The 21,239-nt window shown below is 71.3% G+C and carries 18 protein-coding genes and 2 tRNA genes; 11 read left to right on the top strand and 9 right to left on the bottom strand.

Features of this window, described 5'->3' with window-relative positions; all coding sequences use genetic code 11:
- Positions 1-198: 198 nt before the first annotated feature.
- From ABZT18_RS05270 to ABZT18_RS05260, 3 genes are all read right to left on the bottom strand, one after another.
- On the bottom strand, positions 199-1,545 hold the full coding sequence (locus tag ABZT18_RS05270) for an AarF/ABC1/UbiB kinase family protein (protein ID WP_354995373.1): 1,347 nt from the start codon (positions 1,543-1,545) through the stop codon (positions 199-201).
- The gene (locus ABZT18_RS05265) at positions 1,542-2,654 is read right to left on the bottom strand and encodes a TOMM precursor leader peptide-binding protein (RefSeq protein WP_354995372.1); all 1,113 of its coding nucleotides are present in this window, start codon (positions 2,652-2,654) and stop codon (positions 1,542-1,544) included. Before ABZT18_RS05265 ends, ABZT18_RS05270 begins: the two co-directional genes overlap by 4 nt.
- Positions 2,655-2,869: 215 nt before the next feature.
- On the bottom strand, positions 2,870-3,040 hold the full coding sequence (locus ABZT18_RS05260) for a DUF5679 domain-containing protein (RefSeq protein WP_167457767.1): 171 nt from the start codon (positions 3,038-3,040) through the stop codon (positions 2,870-2,872).
- Between the two features lie 513 nt (positions 3,041-3,553).
- On the opposite strand from ABZT18_RS05260, the gene ABZT18_RS05255 reads away from it, so the two are divergent.
- On the top strand, positions 3,554-4,084 hold the full coding sequence (locus ABZT18_RS05255; protein WP_354995371.1) for a M48 family metallopeptidase: 531 nt from the start codon (positions 3,554-3,556) through the stop codon (positions 4,082-4,084).
- 515 nt (positions 4,085-4,599) lie between these two features.
- Entirely contained in the window at positions 4,600-5,208 is a 609-nt protein-coding gene (locus ABZT18_RS05250) for a hypothetical protein (protein WP_354995370.1), read from the top strand.
- A gap of 426 nt (positions 5,209-5,634) precedes the next feature.
- Here ABZT18_RS05250 and ABZT18_RS05245 read toward each other — a convergent pair whose 3' ends face one another.
- Positions 5,635-6,855 carry a zinc-dependent metalloprotease gene (locus ABZT18_RS05245; RefSeq protein WP_354995415.1) on the bottom strand — a complete coding sequence of 407 codons (1,221 nt, stop codon included), beginning with the start codon at positions 6,853-6,855 and terminating at the stop codon, positions 5,635-5,637.
- Between the two features lie 184 nt (positions 6,856-7,039).
- Between ABZT18_RS05245 and ABZT18_RS05240 the strand changes: the two genes are divergently transcribed.
- The 5 genes from ABZT18_RS05240 (at position 7,040) to ABZT18_RS05220 (ending at position 12,447) form a co-directional block, all read left to right on the top strand.
- Positions 7,040-8,053, top strand: coding sequence for a PDZ domain-containing protein (locus tag ABZT18_RS05240; protein ID WP_354995369.1), 1,014 nt, complete (start codon positions 7,040-7,042; stop codon positions 8,051-8,053).
- Positions 8,054-8,149: 96 nt separating this feature from the next.
- Positions 8,150-11,164: a UPF0182 family protein gene (locus ABZT18_RS05235; protein WP_355250484.1), complete on the top strand. Its 3,015-nt coding sequence runs from the start codon at positions 8,150-8,152 to the stop codon at positions 11,162-11,164.
- 367 nt (positions 11,165-11,531) lie between these two features.
- Positions 11,532-11,605: transfer RNA gene (locus tag ABZT18_RS05230), tRNA-Met, on the top strand.
- Positions 11,606-11,878: 273 nt separating this feature from the next.
- Positions 11,879-11,952, top strand: a tRNA-Met gene (locus ABZT18_RS05225).
- A gap of 246 nt (positions 11,953-12,198) precedes the next feature.
- Positions 12,199-12,447 (top strand): hypothetical protein, encoded by a 249-nt coding sequence (locus tag ABZT18_RS05220; RefSeq protein WP_354995367.1) that lies wholly within the window; start codon positions 12,199-12,201, stop codon positions 12,445-12,447.
- Between the two features lie 61 nt (positions 12,448-12,508).
- Here the strand turns inward: ABZT18_RS05220 and ABZT18_RS05215 are convergent, their stop codons facing one another.
- Positions 12,509-13,840 (bottom strand): extracellular solute-binding protein, encoded by a 1,332-nt coding sequence (locus ABZT18_RS05215; RefSeq protein WP_354995366.1) that lies wholly within the window; start codon positions 13,838-13,840, stop codon positions 12,509-12,511.
- A 137-nt stretch (positions 13,841-13,977) separates the two neighbouring features.
- Here ABZT18_RS05215 and ABZT18_RS05210 point away from each other — a divergent pair, with 137 nt between their 5' ends.
- Complete coding sequence (locus ABZT18_RS05210; protein ID WP_354995365.1) at positions 13,978-14,811, top strand: phosphoribosylaminoimidazolesuccinocarboxamide synthase; 834 nt, start codon at positions 13,978-13,980, stop codon at positions 14,809-14,811.
- 15 nt (positions 14,812-14,826) lie between these two features.
- Here the strand turns inward: ABZT18_RS05210 and glpK are convergent, their stop codons facing one another.
- Entirely contained in the window at positions 14,827-16,311 is a 1,485-nt protein-coding gene (glpK, locus tag ABZT18_RS05205) for a glycerol kinase GlpK (protein ID WP_354995364.1), read from the bottom strand.
- 77 nt (positions 16,312-16,388) lie between these two features.
- On the opposite strand from glpK, the gene ABZT18_RS05200 reads away from it, so the two are divergent.
- Entirely contained in the window at positions 16,389-17,327 is a 939-nt protein-coding gene (locus ABZT18_RS05200) for a ribose-phosphate pyrophosphokinase (RefSeq protein WP_354995363.1), read from the top strand.
- Positions 17,328-17,436: 109 nt separating this feature from the next.
- Here the strand turns inward: ABZT18_RS05200 and ABZT18_RS05195 are convergent, their stop codons facing one another.
- On the bottom strand, positions 17,437-17,892 hold the full coding sequence (locus ABZT18_RS05195; RefSeq protein ID WP_355250481.1) for an ATP-binding protein: 456 nt from the start codon (positions 17,890-17,892) through the stop codon (positions 17,437-17,439).
- Positions 17,893-18,012: 120 nt separating this feature from the next.
- Here ABZT18_RS05195 and ABZT18_RS05190 point away from each other — a divergent pair, with 120 nt between their 5' ends.
- On the top strand, positions 18,013-19,152 hold the full coding sequence (locus tag ABZT18_RS05190) for a DUF5931 domain-containing protein (protein WP_355250478.1): 1,140 nt from the start codon (positions 18,013-18,015) through the stop codon (positions 19,150-19,152).
- Between the two features lie 14 nt (positions 19,153-19,166).
- The gene (locus tag ABZT18_RS05185; protein ID WP_354995414.1) at positions 19,167-19,820 is read left to right on the top strand and encodes a response regulator transcription factor; all 654 of its coding nucleotides are present in this window, start codon (positions 19,167-19,169) and stop codon (positions 19,818-19,820) included.
- A 6-nt stretch (positions 19,821-19,826) separates the two neighbouring features.
- On the opposite strand, the gene ABZT18_RS05180 is transcribed toward ABZT18_RS05185, so the two are convergent.
- Positions 19,827-20,399 (bottom strand): DUF5709 domain-containing protein, encoded by a 573-nt coding sequence (locus tag ABZT18_RS05180; protein WP_088987777.1) that lies wholly within the window; start codon positions 20,397-20,399, stop codon positions 19,827-19,829.
- 90 nt (positions 20,400-20,489) lie between these two features.
- On the bottom strand, positions 20,490-21,230 hold the full coding sequence (locus ABZT18_RS05175; protein ID WP_355250475.1) for an ATP-binding protein: 741 nt from the start codon (positions 21,228-21,230) through the stop codon (positions 20,490-20,492).
- Positions 21,231-21,239 lie beyond the last annotated feature (9 nt).

The following is a 21,239-nucleotide window of genomic DNA, read 5'->3' as shown; positions in this document are numbered from 1 at the left end:
CTACTCCACGAAGCGTTGTCCCGGGTTCGAATGCGCCGGCCTCAGGCCGGTCGTACCACCACGAGCACTGAGGCAACCCGATCCGCCCGTACCGTCGCCATGAACAGCCGCAACCAGGCGGCCCGCGACCTGGGCATTCTCTAGTACCACCCACACAGAAGGGCGGGTGCCGGTCGGCACCCGCCCTTCGTGACGTCCTCAGGCGATCGGGGCGAAGCCGGGCAGCCAGCGCTCCAGGATGCTGCGGTACGGGGCCTTCGCCTCCAACTGGCAGAGCACCCCGATCGACCCGAGCGTCACCCGGTGGATCAGCAGGTACGACGGCGGCAGGTTGAGCTGCCTGCTCAGCTGGTACGTGGGGGAGCGAGGGCTGGCCAGTCGGCCCGCCTCGGCCCGCAGCCAGGCCCGGGTGAACCGGAACCCGTCGGCCGCGATGGGCTCCAGCATCGGACGGATGAAGTCGAGCACCCCCTCGGCGTCGATCTCCTCGGCCGAGCCGATGAAGCCCTCTGACCGCAGCCCGGCCACCACCTCGTCGGCGTCGCCCCGCAGGGCCATCGCGGCGATGCGACCGATCGGCGCCGGCGTGCCCTCCGGCATCCGGGCCACCGCGCCGAAGTCGATCACCCCGAGCCGGCCGTCGGGCAGCAGCCGGAAGTTTCCCGGGTGCGGGTCGGCGTGCAGCAGCCCAGCCCGCTGCGGCGCGGAGAGGTGCAGGGTGGCCATCAACCGGCCTGCCTCGTCCCGCTCCTCCTCGGTGCCCTCGCGGATGATGTCGGCCAGTGGCGTGCCCGTCACCCATTCGGTGACCAGCACCCGGGGCGCCGCGTTGACCACCTTCGGGATGTAGATCTCCGGGTCGTCGGCGTACGCGGCGGCGAAGGTGCGCTGCGACTCGGCCTCCAGCTCGTAGTCCAGCTCCTCGGTGATCCGTTCACGCAGCTCGACCAGCAGAGGCTTGACGTCCAGGCCGGGCTGAATGGCCCGGAACATCCCGCCCAGGCGGGAGAGCTGCTTGAGATCGGTGAGCAGCGCTTCGCCAGCGCCCGGATACTGGATCTTGACAGCCACGTCGCGGCTGTTCGGCGCGCCCGATTCGTCGACCCCCGGCTCCCGCCACCGCGCCCGGTGCACCTGACCGATGCTGGCGGCGGCGGCCGGAGTGTCGTTGAACTCGACGAACCGGTCCCGCCAGTCAGGGCCGAGCTGCTCGGCCAGCACCTTGTGCACGCTGGCGACCGGTAGCGGTGGCGCCGCCTCCTGGAGCTTCGTGAGCGCCTGGCGGTAGGGCGCGGCGATCTCCTCCGGCAACGCCGCCTCGAAGACCGACAGCGCCTGGCCGAACTTCATCGCCCCGCCCTTGAGCTGGCCCAGCACGCTGAACAGTTGCTCGGCGGTGCGCTGCTGGATCTCCGCGGAGATCACGTCGGAGGCGAGCCCGGTGACGCGCTTTCCCATGCCGAGAACGGTCCGACCGGCGAAGCCGAGCGGCAGGGCGGCGAGCTTGGCGGTGCGGGACACGGCGCGGCGCGGGATGTCGGTCACTCGGTCATTGTTACCGACCGGAGGGCCCCGCTGCTGCTCTGCGGCCGGGCTGGTGCGGACACTCGGCCCCGCGAGCACCCACACGCCGGGTGTGGCGGCCAACCTCGACGACGGAAACGGCCAGCACCGGTGATCTCCATGGCCCCACCCAGCGTCTCCGGCTGACCGCCGTCCAGCTGCGTCAGCGCCTCGGCCAGCGCGTACGCGACGGCTGCGAGCAACGTGCCGGTCGCGCCGACGGCCACCGTTTCGGCGGCGGCGAGTTGGGCGGCGAGACGCGGCCAGTCCGGGTCGCGGTCGGCCCGGTGCAGCTCGACGCAGTGCAGGCAGGGCCCCGCCGGTGGGCGGACCAACGGCCCGACGACCGGTATGCCCTCGCGCAGGGTGGCCAGCAGGTGCGGCTGCCGGCGCTGGGCGAAACCGGCGGCGAGCAGCGCGGGCGGCCGGTCCGTGCCGAGCTGGATCACCAGGTCCACCCGGCCGGCCCGGCCCGGATGGGTGCCGGTACCCGGCGCGACGCGGCCGACCGCAGCCCGCACCGCCGGCGCCAGCGGGTGGCCCAGCTCGGTGGCGGGGATGCCCGAGCCCACCAGGTCGACGGGGCGTACCGATCCGGTGAGCTGTGGGATCACCTGCCCGACGCCGGACTGGGCCAACGCCACCGTCAGCGGCCCGCCGAGCGCCCCGGCGCCGGTGAGCAGGACTCGGGCGGCCCGCCGCCGACGCAGGACCTGCGCGGGGGTGCCCGGCAGTCGAGCGGCGGCCAGGGCCAGCGCACCGGCCTCCGCTGTGAGCCGGGCACGGACCGGGCCGGTCAGGTCGCGGGGGAGCAGGCTGTGCGCCGGCACCAGCAGGCCGGCGGCACGCAGGGCGTCGAGCAACGTACGCGCATCGTCGGCGGTGACCCGGGCGGTGGCCGCCTGGGTCAGTAGGGCGCGCTCGCTGCGGGTGCCGTCGAGCAGGTCGAGCAGGTGGGCGGTGCGAGGGTTGGCCAGCTCCAGCAGCACGGCGGGCCCGGGGCCAACGCCGAGCTGAAGGGTGTGCCGGTCCCGCCAGAGCCGGTTGAGGCCGGGCAGCAGCGTGGGGCGTGGCTGTACGGTACGGCTCATGGTCACGAATCGTGACCGAATCCTTGCTTTCGGTCGATCGTTATCCACAGGTGGCCAGGCCCCTGTCCAGCGCTGTCCACAGGATTCGGCGGGTTTTCCACAGCCTGCCGGGAAGGGTGTCGGGCACCCGACAGGCCGCCGATGGCGCCGACCTACCGAAACGGCAACGGGGGCGGGATGGCCACCGGCCACCCCACCCCCGCCATCCGCCTGGGTCAGACCTTGGCCTTACCCAGGATGCGGTTCACTGTTGTTCCGCATACCGGACACTTGCCCTTGGCCATGTTCATTCCGGTCTTCGAGACCTCGACGTGCCCCTCGAAGTCCCGCTTCTCCTTGCACTTCACGCAGTAACCGTTGTAGGTCGTCTGGGCCTGGTCGGCCACGGTGCCCTCCTCGTCTCGTCCGCCGGTCAATGCCGTCCCGGCGGGGTGCCCGGCGGCGGGCCACATGGGGCGCCGGCGCTGGGTCTCACTCCACGGCCACCTTCGTGACCGCTGGTTCGCGGACCCTACCCAGGTCTGGGCAGTTCCATGTCAGCTGTGCATCGACACTGTGAGCAAGTCGACGTCGAGAGTGTGCACGGCGAAATAGGTCGGATAAGTCAGTTTGGCGGGGACACGCCGACCAAACCCTCACAGCCACCCGTGCGAGTGCCCCCACGGCAGCATTCGGAACAGTGATCACCTACGGTGGAGAGGTGCCGCGTACCGGCGCCATCAGTGTTCACGAAGGGTGACGAGATGGCGCGACGGCGTTGAGGCCAAGAAATTTTCGGGACGCCGGGCGACCAATCACCATCTTCCGGGCGCGTGTCGTGCGGTTGACTCTTGCGGACCCCTGGTCAGTACGCATTAGCTTTCCCTCGTGACACGTAGCCGAGGCTGCGCGGGCCAGTGATGGCGGGGACGCGTAAGCCGGTCGTCGAGGTACGGCGCAGCCAGCGCCGACGACGCACGGTGTCTGCGTACCGTGACGGTGAGCGAGTCGTCGTCCTCATCCCGGACCAGTTCTCCCGTGCCGAGGAGAGCGAGTGGGTCGACCGGATGCTCGCCCGGCTCGCCGCCCGGGAGGGGCGCCTGGCCCGCTCCGACGCCGAACTGCTGGCCCGAGCCACCCGGCTGATCGACCTCTACCTCGCCGGGCACGCCACGAAGGCGGTGCCGGCCAGCGTCCGGTGGGTCACCAACCAGAACGGCCGTTGGGGCTCCTGCACGCCTGCCGACCGCAGCATCCGGATCTCCCACCGCGTTCAGGACATGCCCGAGTGGGTGATCGACTACGTGCTGCTGCACGAGCTGGCCCACCTCATCGTGCCCAGTCACAATGCCCGGTTCTGGGCGTTGGTCGGCCGCTACCCCAAGGCGGAACGCGCCCGCGGTTACCTCGAAGGTGTTGCCGCCGCCTCCGGCGCCCCCGTTCCCACCTGACCGTCCGGGTCGGTCCGCGCCGGAGCCTCCTTTGCGCCGCGCCGCGCCCCGCCCTCGCCCCGCCCGGCACTCCCCGTCTGGCTCGTACCGTCCGGCTCGTTCCGTCCGGCTCGTTCCGTCCGGCTCGTTCCGTCCGGCTCGTTCCGTCCGGCCCGGTCCGCGTAGCCCGGTCCGCACCGAAACTTCCTTGATCGACTCCGTTTCCCCGATATTGGGGTGTCCGCGACGCGGGATACCGCGATATCGCCGAAACGGAGTCGATCACGCCTCGGCCGTTGGAGGGGCAGGCCAAGACTGGCTAGGTGAGGTCAGGCGAGCACGGTCAAGATGGGGCAAACAGGTCAGGCCAGGTGGGATCGAGGAGAGTTACGCGGCCGGTGGCGAGTCGCGCTGGACCGTGACGGGCCAGGCGGGGCGGGGTCACGGTCATCCGGCCACGTCGGGACGCGGGATGCCGGGTCAAGGCGGGTCGGGCGGGGTGCAGAGTGCGGCCGGGCGGGCGCTAGGGTCGGGATATGGCACGACGGGTGGTGGTGGCGTTGCTCGGGCCGGTCCGCTGGTCGCCGCCCGGCGTCGACCGGGCCGAGTGGCGAGCGGCGCTCGCAGAAGACGTCATCGACCTGCTCGCCACGCTCAACGAGGTGGAGGTCGCGGTCGCGGTGACCCCGGACGATCGTGCTCTGGCCGAGGCACTGGTGTGGCCCGGCACGGCCGTGTACGAGGTGGACCGGCCGACGCCGAACGCCGTGTTCGCCGCGCTGGAGGGCTACGACCAGGCGGCCGTGCTCGCCGGCGACGTGCCCGACCTGCCCGCACTGACCGTCGGCAAGCTGCTGCGCCCGCTCACCACCCGACCGGTCGCGGTGGCTCCGGTCGAGGGCGGCGGCCCGGGCCTGCTCGGGGTGGCTGTGCGGCTGCCCGTACCAGGCTGGTTGGCCCCACTGGACCTGGACACGGCGACGCCGGTTGACGCGCGTGCCGGTGCCCCTCGACCGGGGGACGTAGCGGTCACCGCCGGCTGGCGACGGCTGCGCGGCCCGGCCGACCTGGCCACACTGGACCCGGCCTTCGAAGGCTGGGAAGCAACGCGGGCCCTTCTCTCGGGCTCAGGCCGACCTGCCTGACCAGCCAACCGACAGCCAGCTGACCAGCCCGCCTGACCAGCCCGCCTGACCAGAGCAGCCATCCTGGCGCGCGCCCGCCAGCCCAGCTGACGAACCCGCCTGACCAGCCCGCCTGACCAGGCAGTCATCCTGATGTGCCCGCCAGCCCAGCTGACCAGCCAGCCCACCAGCCGCCAGCCCACCAGCCGCCTGACCAGCCCGCTAGCCGCCAGCCCGCCTGACCAGCCCGCCGCCTGACCAGCCCGCCGCCTGACCAGCCCGCCGCCTGACCAGCCAGCCGCCTGACCAGCCCGCTAACCCAGCTGATCGGCCAGCCGCCAGCCCAGCTGACAAGCCCGCAATTGCGTGACCAGCGAGCCCGCCTGATGCGCGCAGCAGCACGCCGGGTGCCCGCTGTCGAACAGTGCGGGCGCCCGGGCGCTGGCGTCAGGACTTGGCGTCGCCCTCGTCGTTGGTCTCGTCGGGCTGGCCCGGGGCCTTCTCCTCCGCCCCGCCGGGAGCGGTGAAGTCGAAGGTGTCCAGCTCGCTGAGGTCCATGTCGTTCATCGCGAAGGCGACCGGGTCGGCGAAGTCGTCGTCCGACGGGAGCAGGTCCGGGTGGCCCCAGACGGCGTCGCGGCCTTCGATCCCCCGGTGCTCGGTGAGCGCCGCCCAGAGCGCAGCGGCCTCACGCAGTCGGCGCGGGCGCAGCTCCAGGCCGACCAGCGCGGCGAAGGTCTGCTCGGCGGGACCGCCGGCGGCCCGGCGACGACGGAACGCCTCGCCCAGCCGGACGACGTTGGGCAGCCGCTCGCTGGCGGCGCTGTCCACGACGTGGCATACCCAGCCCTCGACCAGGGCGAGTGCGGTCTCCAGTCGGGCCAGTGAGGCCTTCTGTGCCGGGCTGTCCTCCGGGGTGAAGATGCCCTCCAGCGCGATCGCCTGCATCGACTCCGGGTCGGTCGGGTCGACCCGGCCCATCGCCTCCTCGATCGCCTCCCGGTTGACCCGGATGCCCGAGGCGTAGATCTCGACCGCGCTGAGCACATGCCCGCGCAGCCACGGAACGTGCTGGAACAGCCGCTGATGGGCTGCCTCGCGCAGCGCCACGTAGAGGCGGACCTCGTCCTCCGGCAGCTCCAGGCCTTCGCCGTACGCCCGGATGTTGGCCGGGATCAGCGCGGCCGTGCCGGCCGGACCGAGCGGCAGCCCGATGTCGCCGGCGGAGAGCACCTCCGCGGCGAGCGAGCCGAGGGCCTGGCCCAGTTGGCCGCCGAAGAGCGCGCCACCGAGGGTGGCCACCATCGACTGCATCGGGCCGAGCTGGGCGCGCGCCTCCGGCGGCACCAGGTCGCCCATGGCGCCGACCATCCGGCTGGCGACGGGGTCGCAGAGCTTGCCCCACACGTCCAGCGTCTTGAAGATCCACTCATTGCGGTTCCAGGCAACCGGGGACTGGATGCCGGATGGCCACGCCGAGGCAGGCTCCAACCACAGGTCTGCCAGGCGCAGCGCCTCCTCGACCGCGTTGCGCTCGAACGGTGACACCGCCGGGTCGCCGACGGCCGCGAGCTGGCTGGCCGCTACCTGCCGGGCCAGGTCCCAGTTGACCGGCCCGCTGCCCGGCGCGGAGAGCAGGTGCTGCAACTGCGACATGAACTGCTGCATCTGCGCGGGATCATTGGGGTCTGGTGGTTGCCCACCCGGGAGCGCGAAACCGAACGGAATATCAGGCACGACGTCTACGGTACGCGGGCCGCGCCCCAGGTAGCCGCCGCTGGGGTTGCGCTGAGGGCGAAGTCGCGCGGCGCATCCGGCCGAAGGCCCCCGGCCGGTCGGTACGCTCTGCGGCATGAGACGTCGTGGCCTGACGGTCCTGCTCGGTGCCCTGTTCACCGCCCTGCTGAGCATCGGGGTGCTCCGGGTGCCGATCCCGTACGTGGTGCTCGGTCCGGGCCCGACGGTCAACACCCTCGGTACGGCCGACGGTAAGGAGGTCATCCAGGTCTCCGGGCGGGAGACCTCAACCTCCGCCGGCCAACTGCGGTTGACCACGGTGGGGGTGCAGCCCACGGTGCGGCTGCGGGGGGCGATCGCGGGCTGGTTCTCCGACGACGAGGCCGTCGTACCGCGCGAGTTGGTCTACCCGCCGGGGGAGTCGACGGAGCAGGTCGAGCAGCGCAACGCCGAGGACTTCAAGGCGTCGCAGACCAGCGCGGAGACCGCCGCGCTGCGGGAGTTGGGCTTTCCGGTGCAGGTGGTGATCAAGACGGTGGCCGCGGACGGCCCGGCCGCCGGGGCGCTGAAGGCCGGTGACGTGATCACCTCGGTCGACGGTCAGCCGGTGCCGGTGGCCGCGAAGGTCACCGAGCTGGTCCGGGCCAAGCCGGTCGGCACGGCGTTGACCATCGGCTACACCCGTGACGGCGCGCCGGCGACCGCGACGGTCAAGAGTCGGGAGCAGGACGGCCGGCCGCGGATCGGCGTCGAGATCGACCAGCAGCAGCCGCACCCGTTCACGCTCGGCATCGACCTGGGAGACATCGGCGGGCCGAGCGCCGGTCTGATGTTCGCCCTGGGGATCGTGGACAAGCTGACTCCGGCCGATCTCACCGGAGGCAAGGTCATCGCTGGCACGGGCACCATCGACGACGAGGGCACCGTCGGCCCGATCGGCGGGATCGCGCAGAAGTTGGTCGGCGCGAAGCGCGCCGGGGCCAAGGTCTTCCTGGTGCCGGCGGACAACTGCGCCGAGGCGGTCCGCAATCCGCAGCCCGATCTGCCGCTGTTGCGGGTGGGTTCGTTGGACGAGGCGATGACCGCTCTCGAGGCGTTGCGCACGGGCGGTCAGCCGACCCGCTGCTGACCGTTGTGACCGTGCCCCGACACGTTCAGGAACACCCCGTACTCTGGGTGCCTGGTCGGAGCCGATCATATCGAGCGTGCGGAGCCAACAGTGGTCATGCGTAGCAGCAGCCCCCTTCCGAGGATGAGCCGGCGCGGACGCGTCACCATCGCCGTGCTGGTCGGGGTGTTCGTGCTCTTCACCCTGCTCGGGTGGGGTGTCCAGGCGTGGACGGACTGGCTCTGGTTCGACGAGGTCCGCTACACCGAGGTCTTCACCGGTGTGCTGCTCACCCGAGTGTTGCTCTTCCTCGCCGTCGGTCTCGGCATGGCGGTGATCGTCGGCGGCAACCTGTGGCTGGCCCATCGGCTGCGCCCGCGTCTGCGTCCGCACTCGGTGGAGCAGGCGACCCTGGAGCGCTACCGGATGGTGCTCAGCCCGCGCCTCGGCACCTGGATCGCGCTGACCGCCGCCGTGATCGGGCTCTTCGCCGGTCTCTCCGCGCAGAGCCGGTGGAATCAGTGGCTGCTCTTCCGCAACGGCGGCGACTTCGGGATCAAGGACCCGGAGTTCGGGGTGGACATCGGCTTCTACGTTTTCCAACTGCCGTTCTGGCGGTACCTGCTCGGGGTCGCCTTCACCGCCGTGGTGCTGGCCGTGATCGGTGCGCTGGCGGTGCACTACCTGTTCGGCGGCGTTCGCCTCCAGGGCGTCGGGGACCGGATGAGCAACGCCGCCCGTGCCCACCTGAGCAGCCTGATCGCCGTCTTCGTGCTGCTCAAGGCAGTCGCGTACGTGCTGGACCGCCGGGCGATGCTGCTGGAGTACAACGAGGGCGCCAAGTTGTACGGCGCCGGCTACGCCGACGTCAACGCGCTGCTGCCGGCGAAGGAGATCCTGGCCTACATCTCGATCGTGGTGGCGATCGCGATCATCGTGTTCTCCAACGCCTGGATGCGGAACCTGGTCTGGCCGGGCATCTCGCTGGCCCTGCTCGGCGTTTCCGCGGTGGCCATCGGCGGCATCTACCCCTGGGCGGTGCAGACCTTCGAGGTCAAGCCGAGCGCCAAGGACAAGGAGGCGCCGTACATCCAGCGCAGCATCGACGCGACCCGGGCGGCGTTCGGGCTGGCGGCCACCGAGACCACCCCGTACGCGGCGAGCAACCTCACTCCGCCGGCGAACCTGGCCACCGACACCTCCGTGGTGTCGAACGTGCGGCTGCTCGACCCGCAGTTGGTCAGCGAGACGTACACCCAGCTCCAACAGGTGCGCGGCTTCTACGACTTCGGCCCGAAGCTGGACATCGACCGGTACGGGGTGAACGGGAATGTCTCCGACTACGTGGTCGGCGTCCGGGAGATCAACTACGGCGAGCTGACCGACCAGCAGAACACCTGGATCAACCGGCACACCGTCTACACCCACGGCTTCGGGCTGGTCGCCGCCCCGGCCAACCAGGTGGTCTGCGGCGGGCAGCCCTTCTTCGTCTCCGGCTTCCTCGGCGAGAAGGCCCAGGAGGCGTGCTCCTCGCAGACCGAGCAGATCCCGGCCAAGCAGCCGCGCATCTACTACGGCGAGCGGATGGCGGCCGACGACTACGCGATCGTCGGTCAGGCCGACCCGAACAGGAAGGCCGAGTTCGACCGGCCGGTCGGTGAGGGTGGCGGCGAGTCCTACACCTACACCGGTGAGGGCGGCGTGGAGATCGGCTCCTTCGCCCGGCGGCTGCTGTACGCCATCAAGGAGCAGGAGTCGAACTTCCTGCTCTCCGAGGCGGTCAACAAGGACTCCAAGCTGCTCTACGTGCGTAACCCGCGGGACCGCGTGGAGAAGGTCGCGCCGTTCCTCACCCTGGACGGCGACCCGTATCCGGCAGTGGTCGATGGTCGGGTGCAGTGGATCGTCGACGGCTACACCACGGCGGCCACCTACCCGTACGCGGAGCGGGTCAACCTGCAGACCGAGACCACCGACGAGCTGACCAACCGGGGCACCTTCCAGCTGGCCCGGGAGAACGTCAACTACATGCGTAACTCGGTGAAGGCCACCGTCGACGCGTACGACGGCACGGTGAAGCTCTACGAGTACGACGACACCGACCCGGTGCTCAAGGCGTGGAACAAGGCGTTCGGCGGTGACCTGGTGCTGCCGAAGGCGGACATCCCGGTCGAGCTGAGCGAGCACCTCCGCTACCCGGCGGACATGTTCAAGGTGCAGCGCAACCTGCTCACCAAGTTCCACGTCACCAACCCGGGCGACTTCTACTCCGCACAGGACTTCTGGCAGGTGCCCAACGTGCCGGACGCCCCGGACAGCGGCCAGAAGCAGCCTCCGTACTACCTGTTCACCCAGTTCCCCGGGCAGGAGAGCCCTCGGTTCCAGCTCACCTCGGCGGTCACGCCGAACGGCCGGCAGAACCTCGCCGCGCTGATCTCCGGGTCGTACGTCGATGGGCAGCCCCGGCTGGAGGTGCTGGAGTTGCCGGATCAGACCCGGATCTCCGGCCCGGTGCAGGTGCACCAGCAGATGACCAACAACGCCAACATCCGCCAGCAGCTGAACCTGCTCTCCAGTAATCAGGCGCAGGTGCAGTACGGCAACCTGCTCTCGCTGCCCTTCGCCGACGGCATGCTCTACGTCGAGCCGGTCTACGTGAAGAGCAACCAGCAGGACGCGTACCCGCTGCTGCAGAAGGTGCTGCTCTCCTACGGTGACGGTGGCTCCTTCGTGGCGCTCGCCGACAACATCAACGACGGCATCAAGCAGCTGGTCGAGCAGGGTAAGCGGGCCGGGCAGGGCACGTCGCCGCCCCCGACCACCGGGGGCAACCCGACGAACCCGACGACCCCGACCCCGACCCCGACCCCGACCCCGGCGACGCCGACGCCGAGCGCCGGCACCGGGAACCCGCCGCCGACCGGTGAACTGGCCACCGCCGCGGACCGGGTGCAGACCGCGATCACCGAGGTCCGGGCCGCGCAGGCGTCCGGCGACTTCGAGCGGTACGGTCGGGCGCTCAAGGCGCTGGATGAGGCGCTCACCGCGTTCCAGCAGGCGCAGCAGGCCAACCCGGGCGGTACGCCCAGCGGTGGCCCGACGCCGAGCGGCAGCCCGAGCGCTGGCGGCTGACCCGCCACCGCCGGGAGTTCAGCTCGGAGCCCTCGTCGTCGGACCGCACCTGGTCCGGACGCCGAGGGCTCCGCTGTCTGCCGGACGAGGCGTACGCCCGCGCCTGGCGGCAGTGGGGGCGACTGTCGGCGCATCCGGCGCCGGCTGATCCGGGCGATTCGGGTCGGCGATGTGGTGACCGTCCTCTGGGAGACAGGCTGGGTAGAACACCTCCAGCGAGCGGACACAGGTCGACGCGGACAGCCGCCGCGCGGTCGCCGCCATCAAGGCCTGGCTCGGCTGACCTCAGGAGGCAGGGCCGCGATCCGGCGGATTCGACTGTCGTTTTGCGGGGGGCGGGGGTGGTGCGCTACGGTTATCGAGCCGACGCGGGGTGGAGCAGCTCGGTAGCTCGCTGGGCTCATAACCCAGAGGTCGCAGGTTCAAATCCTGTCCCCGCTACAACAGAAACACCAGCTTAGAGCCCGTCTCCTGCAGGAGACGGGCTCTTGCGTGTTGCGGTGGTAGTGATGCCTCGACCAGGCCCGGCTGCCGCCAGCTCGTTGCGGGCAAGAGCGTGCTCCAGGGGGAAGGCTGGTCGGCGTGGATCGTGCAGGTCCCGGACTCTGCTCGGCTGGTTAAACGGGGCGGCCCGTGCCTGGGTACGGGCGTTCGCAGCGGTCGGCGACCCCGCTGATCATCGCCGGACGGGATGGGTTAGTCTTAACCAGTCGACGCGGGGTGGAGCAGCTCGGTAGCTCGCTGGGCTCATAACCCAGAGGTCGCAGGTTCAAATCCTGTCCCCGCTACAACTGGAAGTGCAAACAAGTCCGGCCCCCACACTGTGGGGGCCGGACTTGTTTGATGCCGCTGCCACGCGCGGTACACATAGGTGTCCCCGCCCTCGGTGGCGATGCGCACGGAGCCCGTGGCGCCCTGCGCGCTTGACGTCCACTGAGGGCATCGCGCCATTGATGTGCGCCTGGAAGATCTCGATTCCATGATTCGGCGTGGACCGACGTGCCCAGGTTGCGCCCTTCGGCGAGGATGGGCACATGTCTTCATTCGGTAAGTGGTGGGGCCGCCTCAGCGCGGTCTTTGGTGCGGTCGTACTGGCGGTCTTCGTGCCCGTCGCGGCGTGGGCGTCCACGGGTACCGGCGAGCTCGTGGTGGAGGCCGCCCGGCGGCGATCCCGTGGCGGCTTCGGGGTCTTCGGCCTGCTCTGCTGCCTGGTGGTGGTCGCGGTAATCGTGTACCTGGTGCTGCGCCTGACTCGCAGCCGCCGGGGCGGCCCGCCCCGCTGACCCGGCAACCCGGCTCGGTGGGCCGGCCGGCGGCGGCATGCCGTGGGCGGGCCCCCGGTCGTCACTCCGCCAAAGCGGCGTTGGCCTGGGCGAGGAAACGCGAGGTGGCCGCTCGGGTGCCGGCTCGCTTGACGCGGATGCTCTCCGCGGCGGCGACCAGCAGGGTGCGCACCTTGGCGTGCCCCTTCGGCGGGGGTGCCGGGGCCGGCCCGAGCTGGTCGACCATGGAGGCACCGAACGCGGCGGCGCGTCGCTGAGCCGGGTCGGTGATGCTGCCCTCGGTGTAACGGCGGACGGCGAGACTGGCGTTCAGGCCACGTTCGTGGCCGAGGACGGTGCCGGCCTCGCCGTTCGTGGTCAGAAAGTTGATCACGTCGATGACGGTCTCGGGGTGGCGGGTGCCACGGAATGCTGCCCAGTACATCGACGCCCGCGCCCACTGCGCGCCGGACGGCCCCGGAAAGCCGACCACGCCCAACTCGGCCTTGGTGAGACGCTGCAGCTCCGGTAGCTGGTGTGACCAGGCGAAGGACGCGGCGGTCAACCCGGTGACCACCAGTTGCCGGGCCGGCTCCCCGCTGTCGGCCTGCTCGACCAGCGCCGCACCCGGTGTGGCCCGCCCGCTGCGCGCCCGCTGCCACAGCTCGAACCACGCGATCAGCTCGTCCGCGCCGAAACCGATCTGGTTGCCCCGGTAGAACTCGCCGCCCTGCGACCGCAGCCACAGCCAGAGCGCCCGGTAGTCGCTGGACGCGTCCATGGTGCCGGCCACCTGACCGTCGCTGGCCTCGGTGACCTGTTCCGCCCAGGAGATGTACTCGGTCCAGGTCATCCCACCGCGTGGCTCGGGCACCCGCAGCTCCTGCAGCAGGTCCCGGTTGAAGACCACGCACGCGTGGGTCTGCCCGCCGGCCACCGCCATCGTCCGCCCCTCCACCGTGCCGTAGCGGATCAGGCCCTCGGGCAGGCCCCGCAGATCCAGGCGATGGTCGGCGACATGGTCGGTGAGATCGAGGATGATCTGGCGCTGGGTGTACTCGGTCAGCATGGCGTCGTCGATCTGGATCAGGTCCGCTACGTTCCCACCGGCCGCCTGGGTGGCCAGCCGGTCGTAGTAGCCGTCGGCTCCCTGCCAGGTGACCCGGAAGGTGACCCGGGGGTTGCGCTCCGAGTAGAGCCGCAGCACCTTCTCGGTGAGCTCGGCCCGCTTGGTGCCGCCCCACCAGAAGACCGACAGCTCCACCGGCCCGTCCTGGGTCGAGGTGGCGGCGCCGTCGCTGCATCCGGCCAACCCACCGGACGCGAGCAGGGGTGCACCGAGCAGCGCGGTGAGCAGTCGGCGCCGGCCCGGGTCGGCGCCGAGGCGGTCGATCGGGGGTCGAACAACGGGCACGGGGGTCTCCTGGACCTGCGGGGGTGGCGGTCGGACCATTCACGCAGCCAGCGCACGAAGGTGTCAACGTCCGTCTGGTCACCCCGGCGTGGGTGGTCGAATCGGGCCTTCCGATGCCGCGTGGTGTACTAGGGCGCGTGGAACTTCTGCATTCGGGCAAGGTTCGGGACGTCTACGCCGACGGTGATGACCTGATTCTGGTCGCCTCGGACCGCATCTCGATCTATGACGTGGCGCTGCCGACGCCGATCCCGGACAAGGGTCGTCTGCTCACCGCGCTCTCGCTCTGGTGGTTCGAGCAGCTCGCCGACCTGGTGCCGAACCACGTCATCTCGGCCACCGATGTGCCCGCTGAGTTCGCCGGACGGGCGATCCGCTGCCAGCGGCTGGACATGGTCCCGGTGGAGTGCGTCGCTCGCGGTTACCTCACCGGTGGCGGCCTGCGGGAGTACGAGCAGACCGGCGCTGTGTCCGGCGTAGCACTGCCCCGAGGGCTCGGTGAGGCGTCGATCCTGCCCGAGCCGATCTTCACGCCGTCGAGCAAGGCGCCGATGGGCGAGCACGACGAGCCGATCACGTTCGACGACGTGGTCGACAAGGTGGGTCAGGCCACCGCCGAGCGACTGCGGCAGATCACCATCGACATCTACCGCCGCGGTGCCGAGTTGGCCGCCGACCGGGGCATCCTGGTCGCCGACACCAAGATCGAGCTGGGCTGGGCACCGGACGGGACCCTGGTCCTCGCCGACGAGCTGCTCACCTCCGACTCGTCGCGGTTCTGGCCGGCCGAGTCGTACCAGCCGGGCCGTGTGCAGTTCTCCTACGACAAGCAGTACGTGCGGGACTGGGCCACCGGCAGCGGTTGGGACAAGCAGGGCCCGGCCCCGGACATGCCGGCCGAGGTGGTCGAGGCGACCCGGGCCCGCTACATCGACGTCTACGAGAAGCTCACCGGCAACCGCTGGGAGTGACCGCCCGGCCGGCGATCACTCCACCCAGTCGAGGGTGCGCTGCACGGCCTTGCGCCACTGGCCCAGCTCCCGATCGCGCAGCCCCGGATCCATGGCTGGCTCCCACTGCGCGTCGGAACGCCACTGCGCCCGCAGGGTGGCCAGGTCCGGCCAGAAGCCGACCGCCAGACCGGCCGCGTACGCGGCGCCCAGGCAGGTGGTCTCGGTGATCCGGGAGCGGACCACGGGCACGTCGAGCACGTCGGCGAGGAACTGCATGAGCAGCCCGTTGGCGGTCATCCCGCCGTCCACCCGCAGCCGGCGCAGCGCCACGTCGGAGTCGGCGTTCATCGCGTCGACCACCTCGCGTGTCTGCCACGCCGACGCCTCCAGCACCGCCCGCGCCAGGTGCCCCTTGGTGATGTATCCGGTCAGGCCGGCGATCACGCCGCGCGCGTCGCTGCGCCAGTGCGGGGCGAAGAGCCCGGAGAACGCTGGCACCACGTAACAGCCACCGTTGTCGTCCACGGTGCGGGCCAACTCCTCCACCTCGGCGGCGGTGGAGATGAGCCCGAGGTTGTCCCGCAGCCACTGCACCAGCGAGCCGGTGACCGCGATCGCGCCCTCCAGGGCGTACGCCGGGGGTTGGCCCTTGATCTGGTAGGCGACCGTGGTGAGCAGGCCGTGCGTCGACGGGACCGGGCTGGCTCCGGTGTTGAGCAGCAGGAAGCTGCCGGTGCCGTAGGTGCACTTCGCCTCGCCCGGCTGGAAGCAGGTCTGCCCGAACAGGGCGGCCTGCTGGTCGCCGAGCGCGCTGGCCACCGGCACCCCGGCGAGGACGCCGGTGCCGTGGCCGTACACCTCTGCGGAGCAGCGGATCTCCGGCAGCATCGCCGGCGGGACGCCCATCGCGTCCAGCAGATCCGGGGCCCAGTCGAGGGTCGTGAGGTCCATGAGCATGGTCCGGCTGGCGTTGGTCACGTCGGTGACGTGCTCGCCCGTCAGCTTCCAGATCAGCCAGCTGTCCATGGTGCCGAAGAGCACCTCGCCGCGCTCGGCGCGTTCGCGCAGGCCGTCGACCTCGTCCAGCAGCCAACGCAGCTTCGGCCCGGCGAAGTAGGTGGCCAGCGGCAGGCCGGTGCGGGCCCGGAACAGCTCCTCGCCGTACGCCGAAGCCAGCTCGCGCAGCAGCGGCCCGGTCCGGGTGTCCTGCCAGACGATGGCGTTGGCCACCGGGCGGCCGGTGGCCCGGTCCCAGACGAGGGTGGTCTCCCGCTGGTTGGTGATGCCGACGGCGGCCAGCCCGGCGGCGTCGGTGCCGGCGGCCCGCAGCGCCTCGGAGACCACCTGCTGGACGTTGTCCCAGATCTCCTCGGCGTCGTGCTCCACCCAGCCGGGCCGGGGAAAGATCTGCCGGTGCTCGCGCTGGGCCACGGCGACGATCTCCCCGGCCCGGTCGAAGACGATGCACCGCGAGGAGGTGGTGCCCTGGTCGATGGCGGCGACGTACTGGGGGGTCACCGCAGCACCGTACCCAACGTGGCGACCCGGTGCGACCGCCGTCACGCCGGCCTGGGCGTCGCCTACGATGTGCGAACGTGCGCGACATCGCCGTTTTCAGTGGAACTGCCCATCCCGATCTGGCTGCCGAGATCTGTGCCCACCTGGGGGTGCCGCTGCATCCGGTGCGGGTGTCCCGGTTCGCCAACGACTGCCTGGAAGTGCAGTTGCAGGCCAACTGCCGCGAGCGGGACGTCTTCCTGATTCAGCCGTTGGTGCCGCCGGTGCAGGAGCACCTGGTCGAGCTGCTGCTGATGATCGACGCCGCCCGGGGTGCGTCCGCCGGCCGGATCACTGTGGTGCTGCCGCACTACGCGTACGCCCGGTCGGACAAGAAGGACGCGCCGCGGATCTCGATCGGCGCCCGGCTCGTCGCCGATCTGCTCACGTCGGCCGGGGCGGACCGGGTGCTCGCGATGACCCTGCACTCGCCGCAGGTGCACGGTTTCTTCAGCGTCCCGGTGGATCACCTGCACGCGCTGCGTGAGCTGGCCACCCACTTCCGGCGTTACGACCTCAGCAACACCGTGGTGGTCTCGCCCGACCTGGGCAACGCCAAGGAGGCGGCGGCTTTCGCCCGGCTGCTCGGCACGCCGGTCGCAGCCGGGGCGAAGCAGCGGTTCAGCGACGACCTGGTCAAGATCAGCGCGGTGATCGGCGACGTGGCCGACAAGGACGTCATCGTGCTGGACGACGAGATCGCCAAGGGCAGCACGGTCGTCGAGCTGATGGAGCATCTGCGCGGTCTGAAGGTCCGCTCGATCCGGCTCGCCTGCACGCACGGCCTCTTCTCCGGCGACGCGTTGCAGCGGCTCAGCGACCAGAACGGCGTCCTGGAGATCGTCTGCACCAACACGGTGCCCATCCCGGCCGCCAAGCGGGTTCCGAAATTGCAGGTCCTGTCGGTGGCCCCCGCCCTGGCCGAAGCCATGCGCCGGATTCACAACGGAGAATCCGTCTCCGCGCTCTTCGCGTAACCCCGCCCCCGCGCCCCGCACCCCCGCGATCTTGCAGTTTCGGTCGCCGGAATGCGCTGTTCTGGTCGTTTTGCCGGGGCAGCAAGTGCAAGATCGCGGGGGCCGGGGGTCAGCGCGGGGTGTGTTTGCGGCTGACGGGGCCGGTGGTGATGCGGACGGTGGTGCCGGCGGTGCCGGTGACGACCTCCATGGCGTCGGTCAGCTCGCGGGCCAGCCAGAGGCCCCAGCCGCCGGCGGTGTCCGCCGCCGGCCGGCTGCGATCGCCCAGTCGTTGCGGGCTGATCCCGTGCCCGTGGTCGGCGACCTCACAGACCAGCAGACCGGACTCGTGCCAGAGCCGCAGCCATCCGCGCCCGCCGCCGTGCCGCACGGCGTTTGTGATCAACTCGTTGATCGCGAGCACGAAGTCGTCCAGCCGTTGGCCGGCCAGCCCGAAGGCATGCGCACAGGAGGTGACCGAGTGTCGAATTTCGGTCACCTGGGCCTGGTCGAAGGCTTTGGCGATCAGGAGGGCAGGTTCGATGGGCACAACCGTACGCGGTGCGTGCGGATCTGCGTTCGTCATGGGCCCGTCCCGGCGGCGGATCACGGAGTATTTCGCGGCTTTTCCACCGTACGTCAGGGTTTCCTGAACCGCACTCGCTGCCCACCGCGCGGCTGGCCCGGCTGTGGCATCCTGACCGCCATGTCGTCGCCGCCGGGTGGTTTCGAGGTGCCGCTGTGGCGTGCGCTCGCGGTCTTCCGGCTGGCGTCCCTGGCGTACGTCTGCGTGCTCGCGGTGCGCGACGCCGACCGGTACGCCCACCCGTACGCGGTCGGTGCCCTGATCCTGGTGATGATGGCCTGGACCGGGGCGACCGCGATCGGATACGCCCGGCCAGCCTGGCGGCGCTGGCCGCTGCTGCTGGCCGACCTCGGGGTGGTGCTGGTCGTCGTGTCGGCCACCCCGTGGGTCGTCGGTCGGGCACCGCTGGCCAGCGGCGTACCCACCATGGGGGTGGCCTGGATGGCCGGCCCGGTGCTGGCCTGGGCCGTCTCCGGGGGCCGTCGGCGTGGCACGGTCGCCGCGCTGCTGGTCGCTGGCGCGGACCTGGCCACCCGGGAGCGGGTCGGCCAGTCCTCGTTCACCGGCGTGATCCTGATGCTGCTCGCCGGTCTGGTGGTCGGGCACGTGGCTCGGCTCGCGGCGACCGCCGAGGAACGGCTGCAACGCGCGGTGGAGTTGGAGGCCGCCACCCGGGAGCGGGAGCGGCTGGCCCGGGGCATTCACGACTCGGTGCTCCAGGTGCTGGCGCTGGTGCAGCGGCGTGGCGCGGACCTGCCCGGCGAGGCCGGCGAGCTGGCCCGGCTGGCCGGCGAGCAGGAGACCGCGTTGCGGGCACTGATCGCCGGCGCCGGCCCGGCCGCCGCCGTGATCCCGGATGGCCCCGACGCCGCCGCGGTGGACCTGCGGACCCTGCTCGGCCGGTACGCCTCGCCGGCGGTGTCGCTCTCCGCCCCGGCCACCGCGGTGCCGCTGCCTCGACGGGTGGCCGGGGAGTTGGCCGCCGCGACCGGCGCGGCCCTGGACAACGTGGGGCGGCACGCCGGCGGACGGGCCTGGGTGCTGATCGAGGACGAGGGGGCGACGGTGACCGTGTCGATCCGCGACGAGGGACCGGGTATCCCGGACGGCCGGCTGGCCGAGGCGGCCGCTCAGGGCCGGTTCGGCGTCACCCAGTCGATCCGGGGCCGGGTGATCGACCTGGGCGGGACGGTTCGGATCGTGTCGGCCCCCGATGCTGGCACCGAGATCGAGCTGACCGTGCCGAGGGCGGAGCGGTGAACCCGACACGGGTGATGGTGGTCGACGACCATCCGATGTGGCGGGAGGGCGTGGCCCGCGACCTGACCGAGGCCGGATTCCTGGTGGTGGCGACCAGCGGCGAGGGACGACAGGCCATCCGGGTGGCAGCCGCCGCCCGGCCCGACGTGGTCGTCCTCGACCTGCAACTACCGGACATCTCCGGCGTCGAGGTGATTCTGGGGCTGCGCGCGACACTGCCCGACGTGCGGGTGCTGATGCTCAGCGCCAGCGGCGAACAGCAGAGCGTGCTGGACGCCGTCAAGGCGGGGGCCACCGGTTACCTGGTGAAGTCGACCGCGCCCGCCGAGTTTCTCGACGCGGTCCGCCGCACCTCGGCCGGCGAAGCGGTCTTCACCCCCGGCCTGGCCGGGCTCGTCCTCGGCGAGTACCGCCGGCTGGCCGCCGGGCCGGGGCAGGACACCGACCCGGGCGGCGGCGCGGAGCCCGCAACGCCCCGGCTCACCGAACGGGAGACGGAGGTGCTGCGACTGGTGGCCAAGGGGCTGTCGTACAAGCAGATCGCGCAGCGGCTCGGGCTGTCGCACCGCACCGTGCAGAACCACGTGCAGAACACCCTGGGCAAGCTGCAACTGCACAACCGGGTCGAGCTGACCCGGTACGCCATTGAACGCGGCCTGGACGACTGACCCGGGTCAGACCGAGCGCGGCGGCTCCGTCTCGTGGATGGCCAGCTCCTCGGCGGTCGCCCCACCCCCGGCCGATCCGGCGTCGTACGCCACCGAGTCGGTCTCCTGGTCGGTGTGCGACCCCTCGTCCGGTTCCACCAGCCGGCCCACCGTGGCGTCGGCCACCGTGCCGAGCTGACCGTGGTCGTAGAGGGAGACCGGCGAGTTCGGGTCCGAGGTGGGGCCCGGGTCCATCACGTCGGCGTCCAGCTGGGCCTCCGCCGCGGCTTCCAGGTTGTCCGCCTCGAAGGCGATCTTCGGGTCGATCGTTCCGGCCAGCGGGTCGTCCGCCGGGCGCTCGTAGACCTCTCGGCCGAGTTTGTAGTCCAACGACTCGCCGTCGAGTTGCTCCTCGGCGGTCGTCCCGAACCGGTCCACCGCGACCGGCGTACGGTCGCCGGGCAGCTGGGCCGGATCCGGGCCGTCCGCCTCGCGCCCGGTGAGCACGTCGTCGTTGGCGGTCGAGTCGTCATCGGCGGTGTCGGGAAGCCCTTGTGCCTCGGTGTCGGACACGGGGGTCGGGTACTCGTTGTCGCGCATGTCTGATCACTACCCGTTGCCCTCCCGCCGTAACCGGAGCACCGCCGCCCGTGCCGTGGCGAAACCGGCACCGGGGGCGAAAAGCCCGTCTCAGCCGAACAAGGCGGCCTCGTCGTCCGGGTGCAGCACGCACCAGACGACCTTGCCGTCCGGTACGGCGCTGCTGCCCCAGCGACGGGCCACCGTGTCGATCAGCAGCAGGCCCCGACCGCCGGCCCGGGTGGGCGGGGACACCCCGGCGAACGCCGGCCGACGCGGGGAGTGGTCGCGGACCGCCAGGTGCAGGGTGCTGTCCTGGGGAGCCAACCGCACCGTCATCGGGGTCCGGGCGTGCGCCACCACGTTGTTGACCATCTCGGTGATCGCGATGCACGCGGGGTCGGTGAGCGTCGGCATGCCCCAGCGCTGGCACCCGGTGGTGACCAGCTCACGGGCCTGCCGGGCGGCCCCCACCGTCGGGGCCAGATCGATGGTGAGCACCGCCGCCAGCGGCGCCGCCGCGACTGCGGCCAGCGCGCCGTCCAGGGTGGGCCAGACCGGCACGCCGGCCAACGCGCCGTCCGCGTGGTCGGGCCTGCCGGCCACCGGGTCACACAGCAGCAGATCCGCGGCGGGCCAGTCGGCGACCTCCCGGCGAACCTCGGCGAAGACGCCCCACCCAGCCGGCTCAGCGACCCGCAGCCCGCTCACGTCGGCCACCACCGGGCCGGGTCGGTCGCAGAGTCGGGCGAGCAGCGCTCCCCGTACCGCCTCAGCTCCGGCGGCATCGAGCACACCGGTCAGCCGGACCACCACCGACGACTCGTCGATCTCCACAAGACAGCTCGACATGATCGCCCC

It is taken from the genome of Micromonospora sp. NPDC005291 (assembly GCF_040607415.1).
Taxonomy (GTDB): domain Bacteria; phylum Actinomycetota; class Actinomycetes; order Mycobacteriales; family Micromonosporaceae; genus Micromonospora.
The sequence above is the reverse complement of the archived record's forward strand: the minus strand, read 5'-3'. Positions and strand labels throughout refer to the sequence as shown.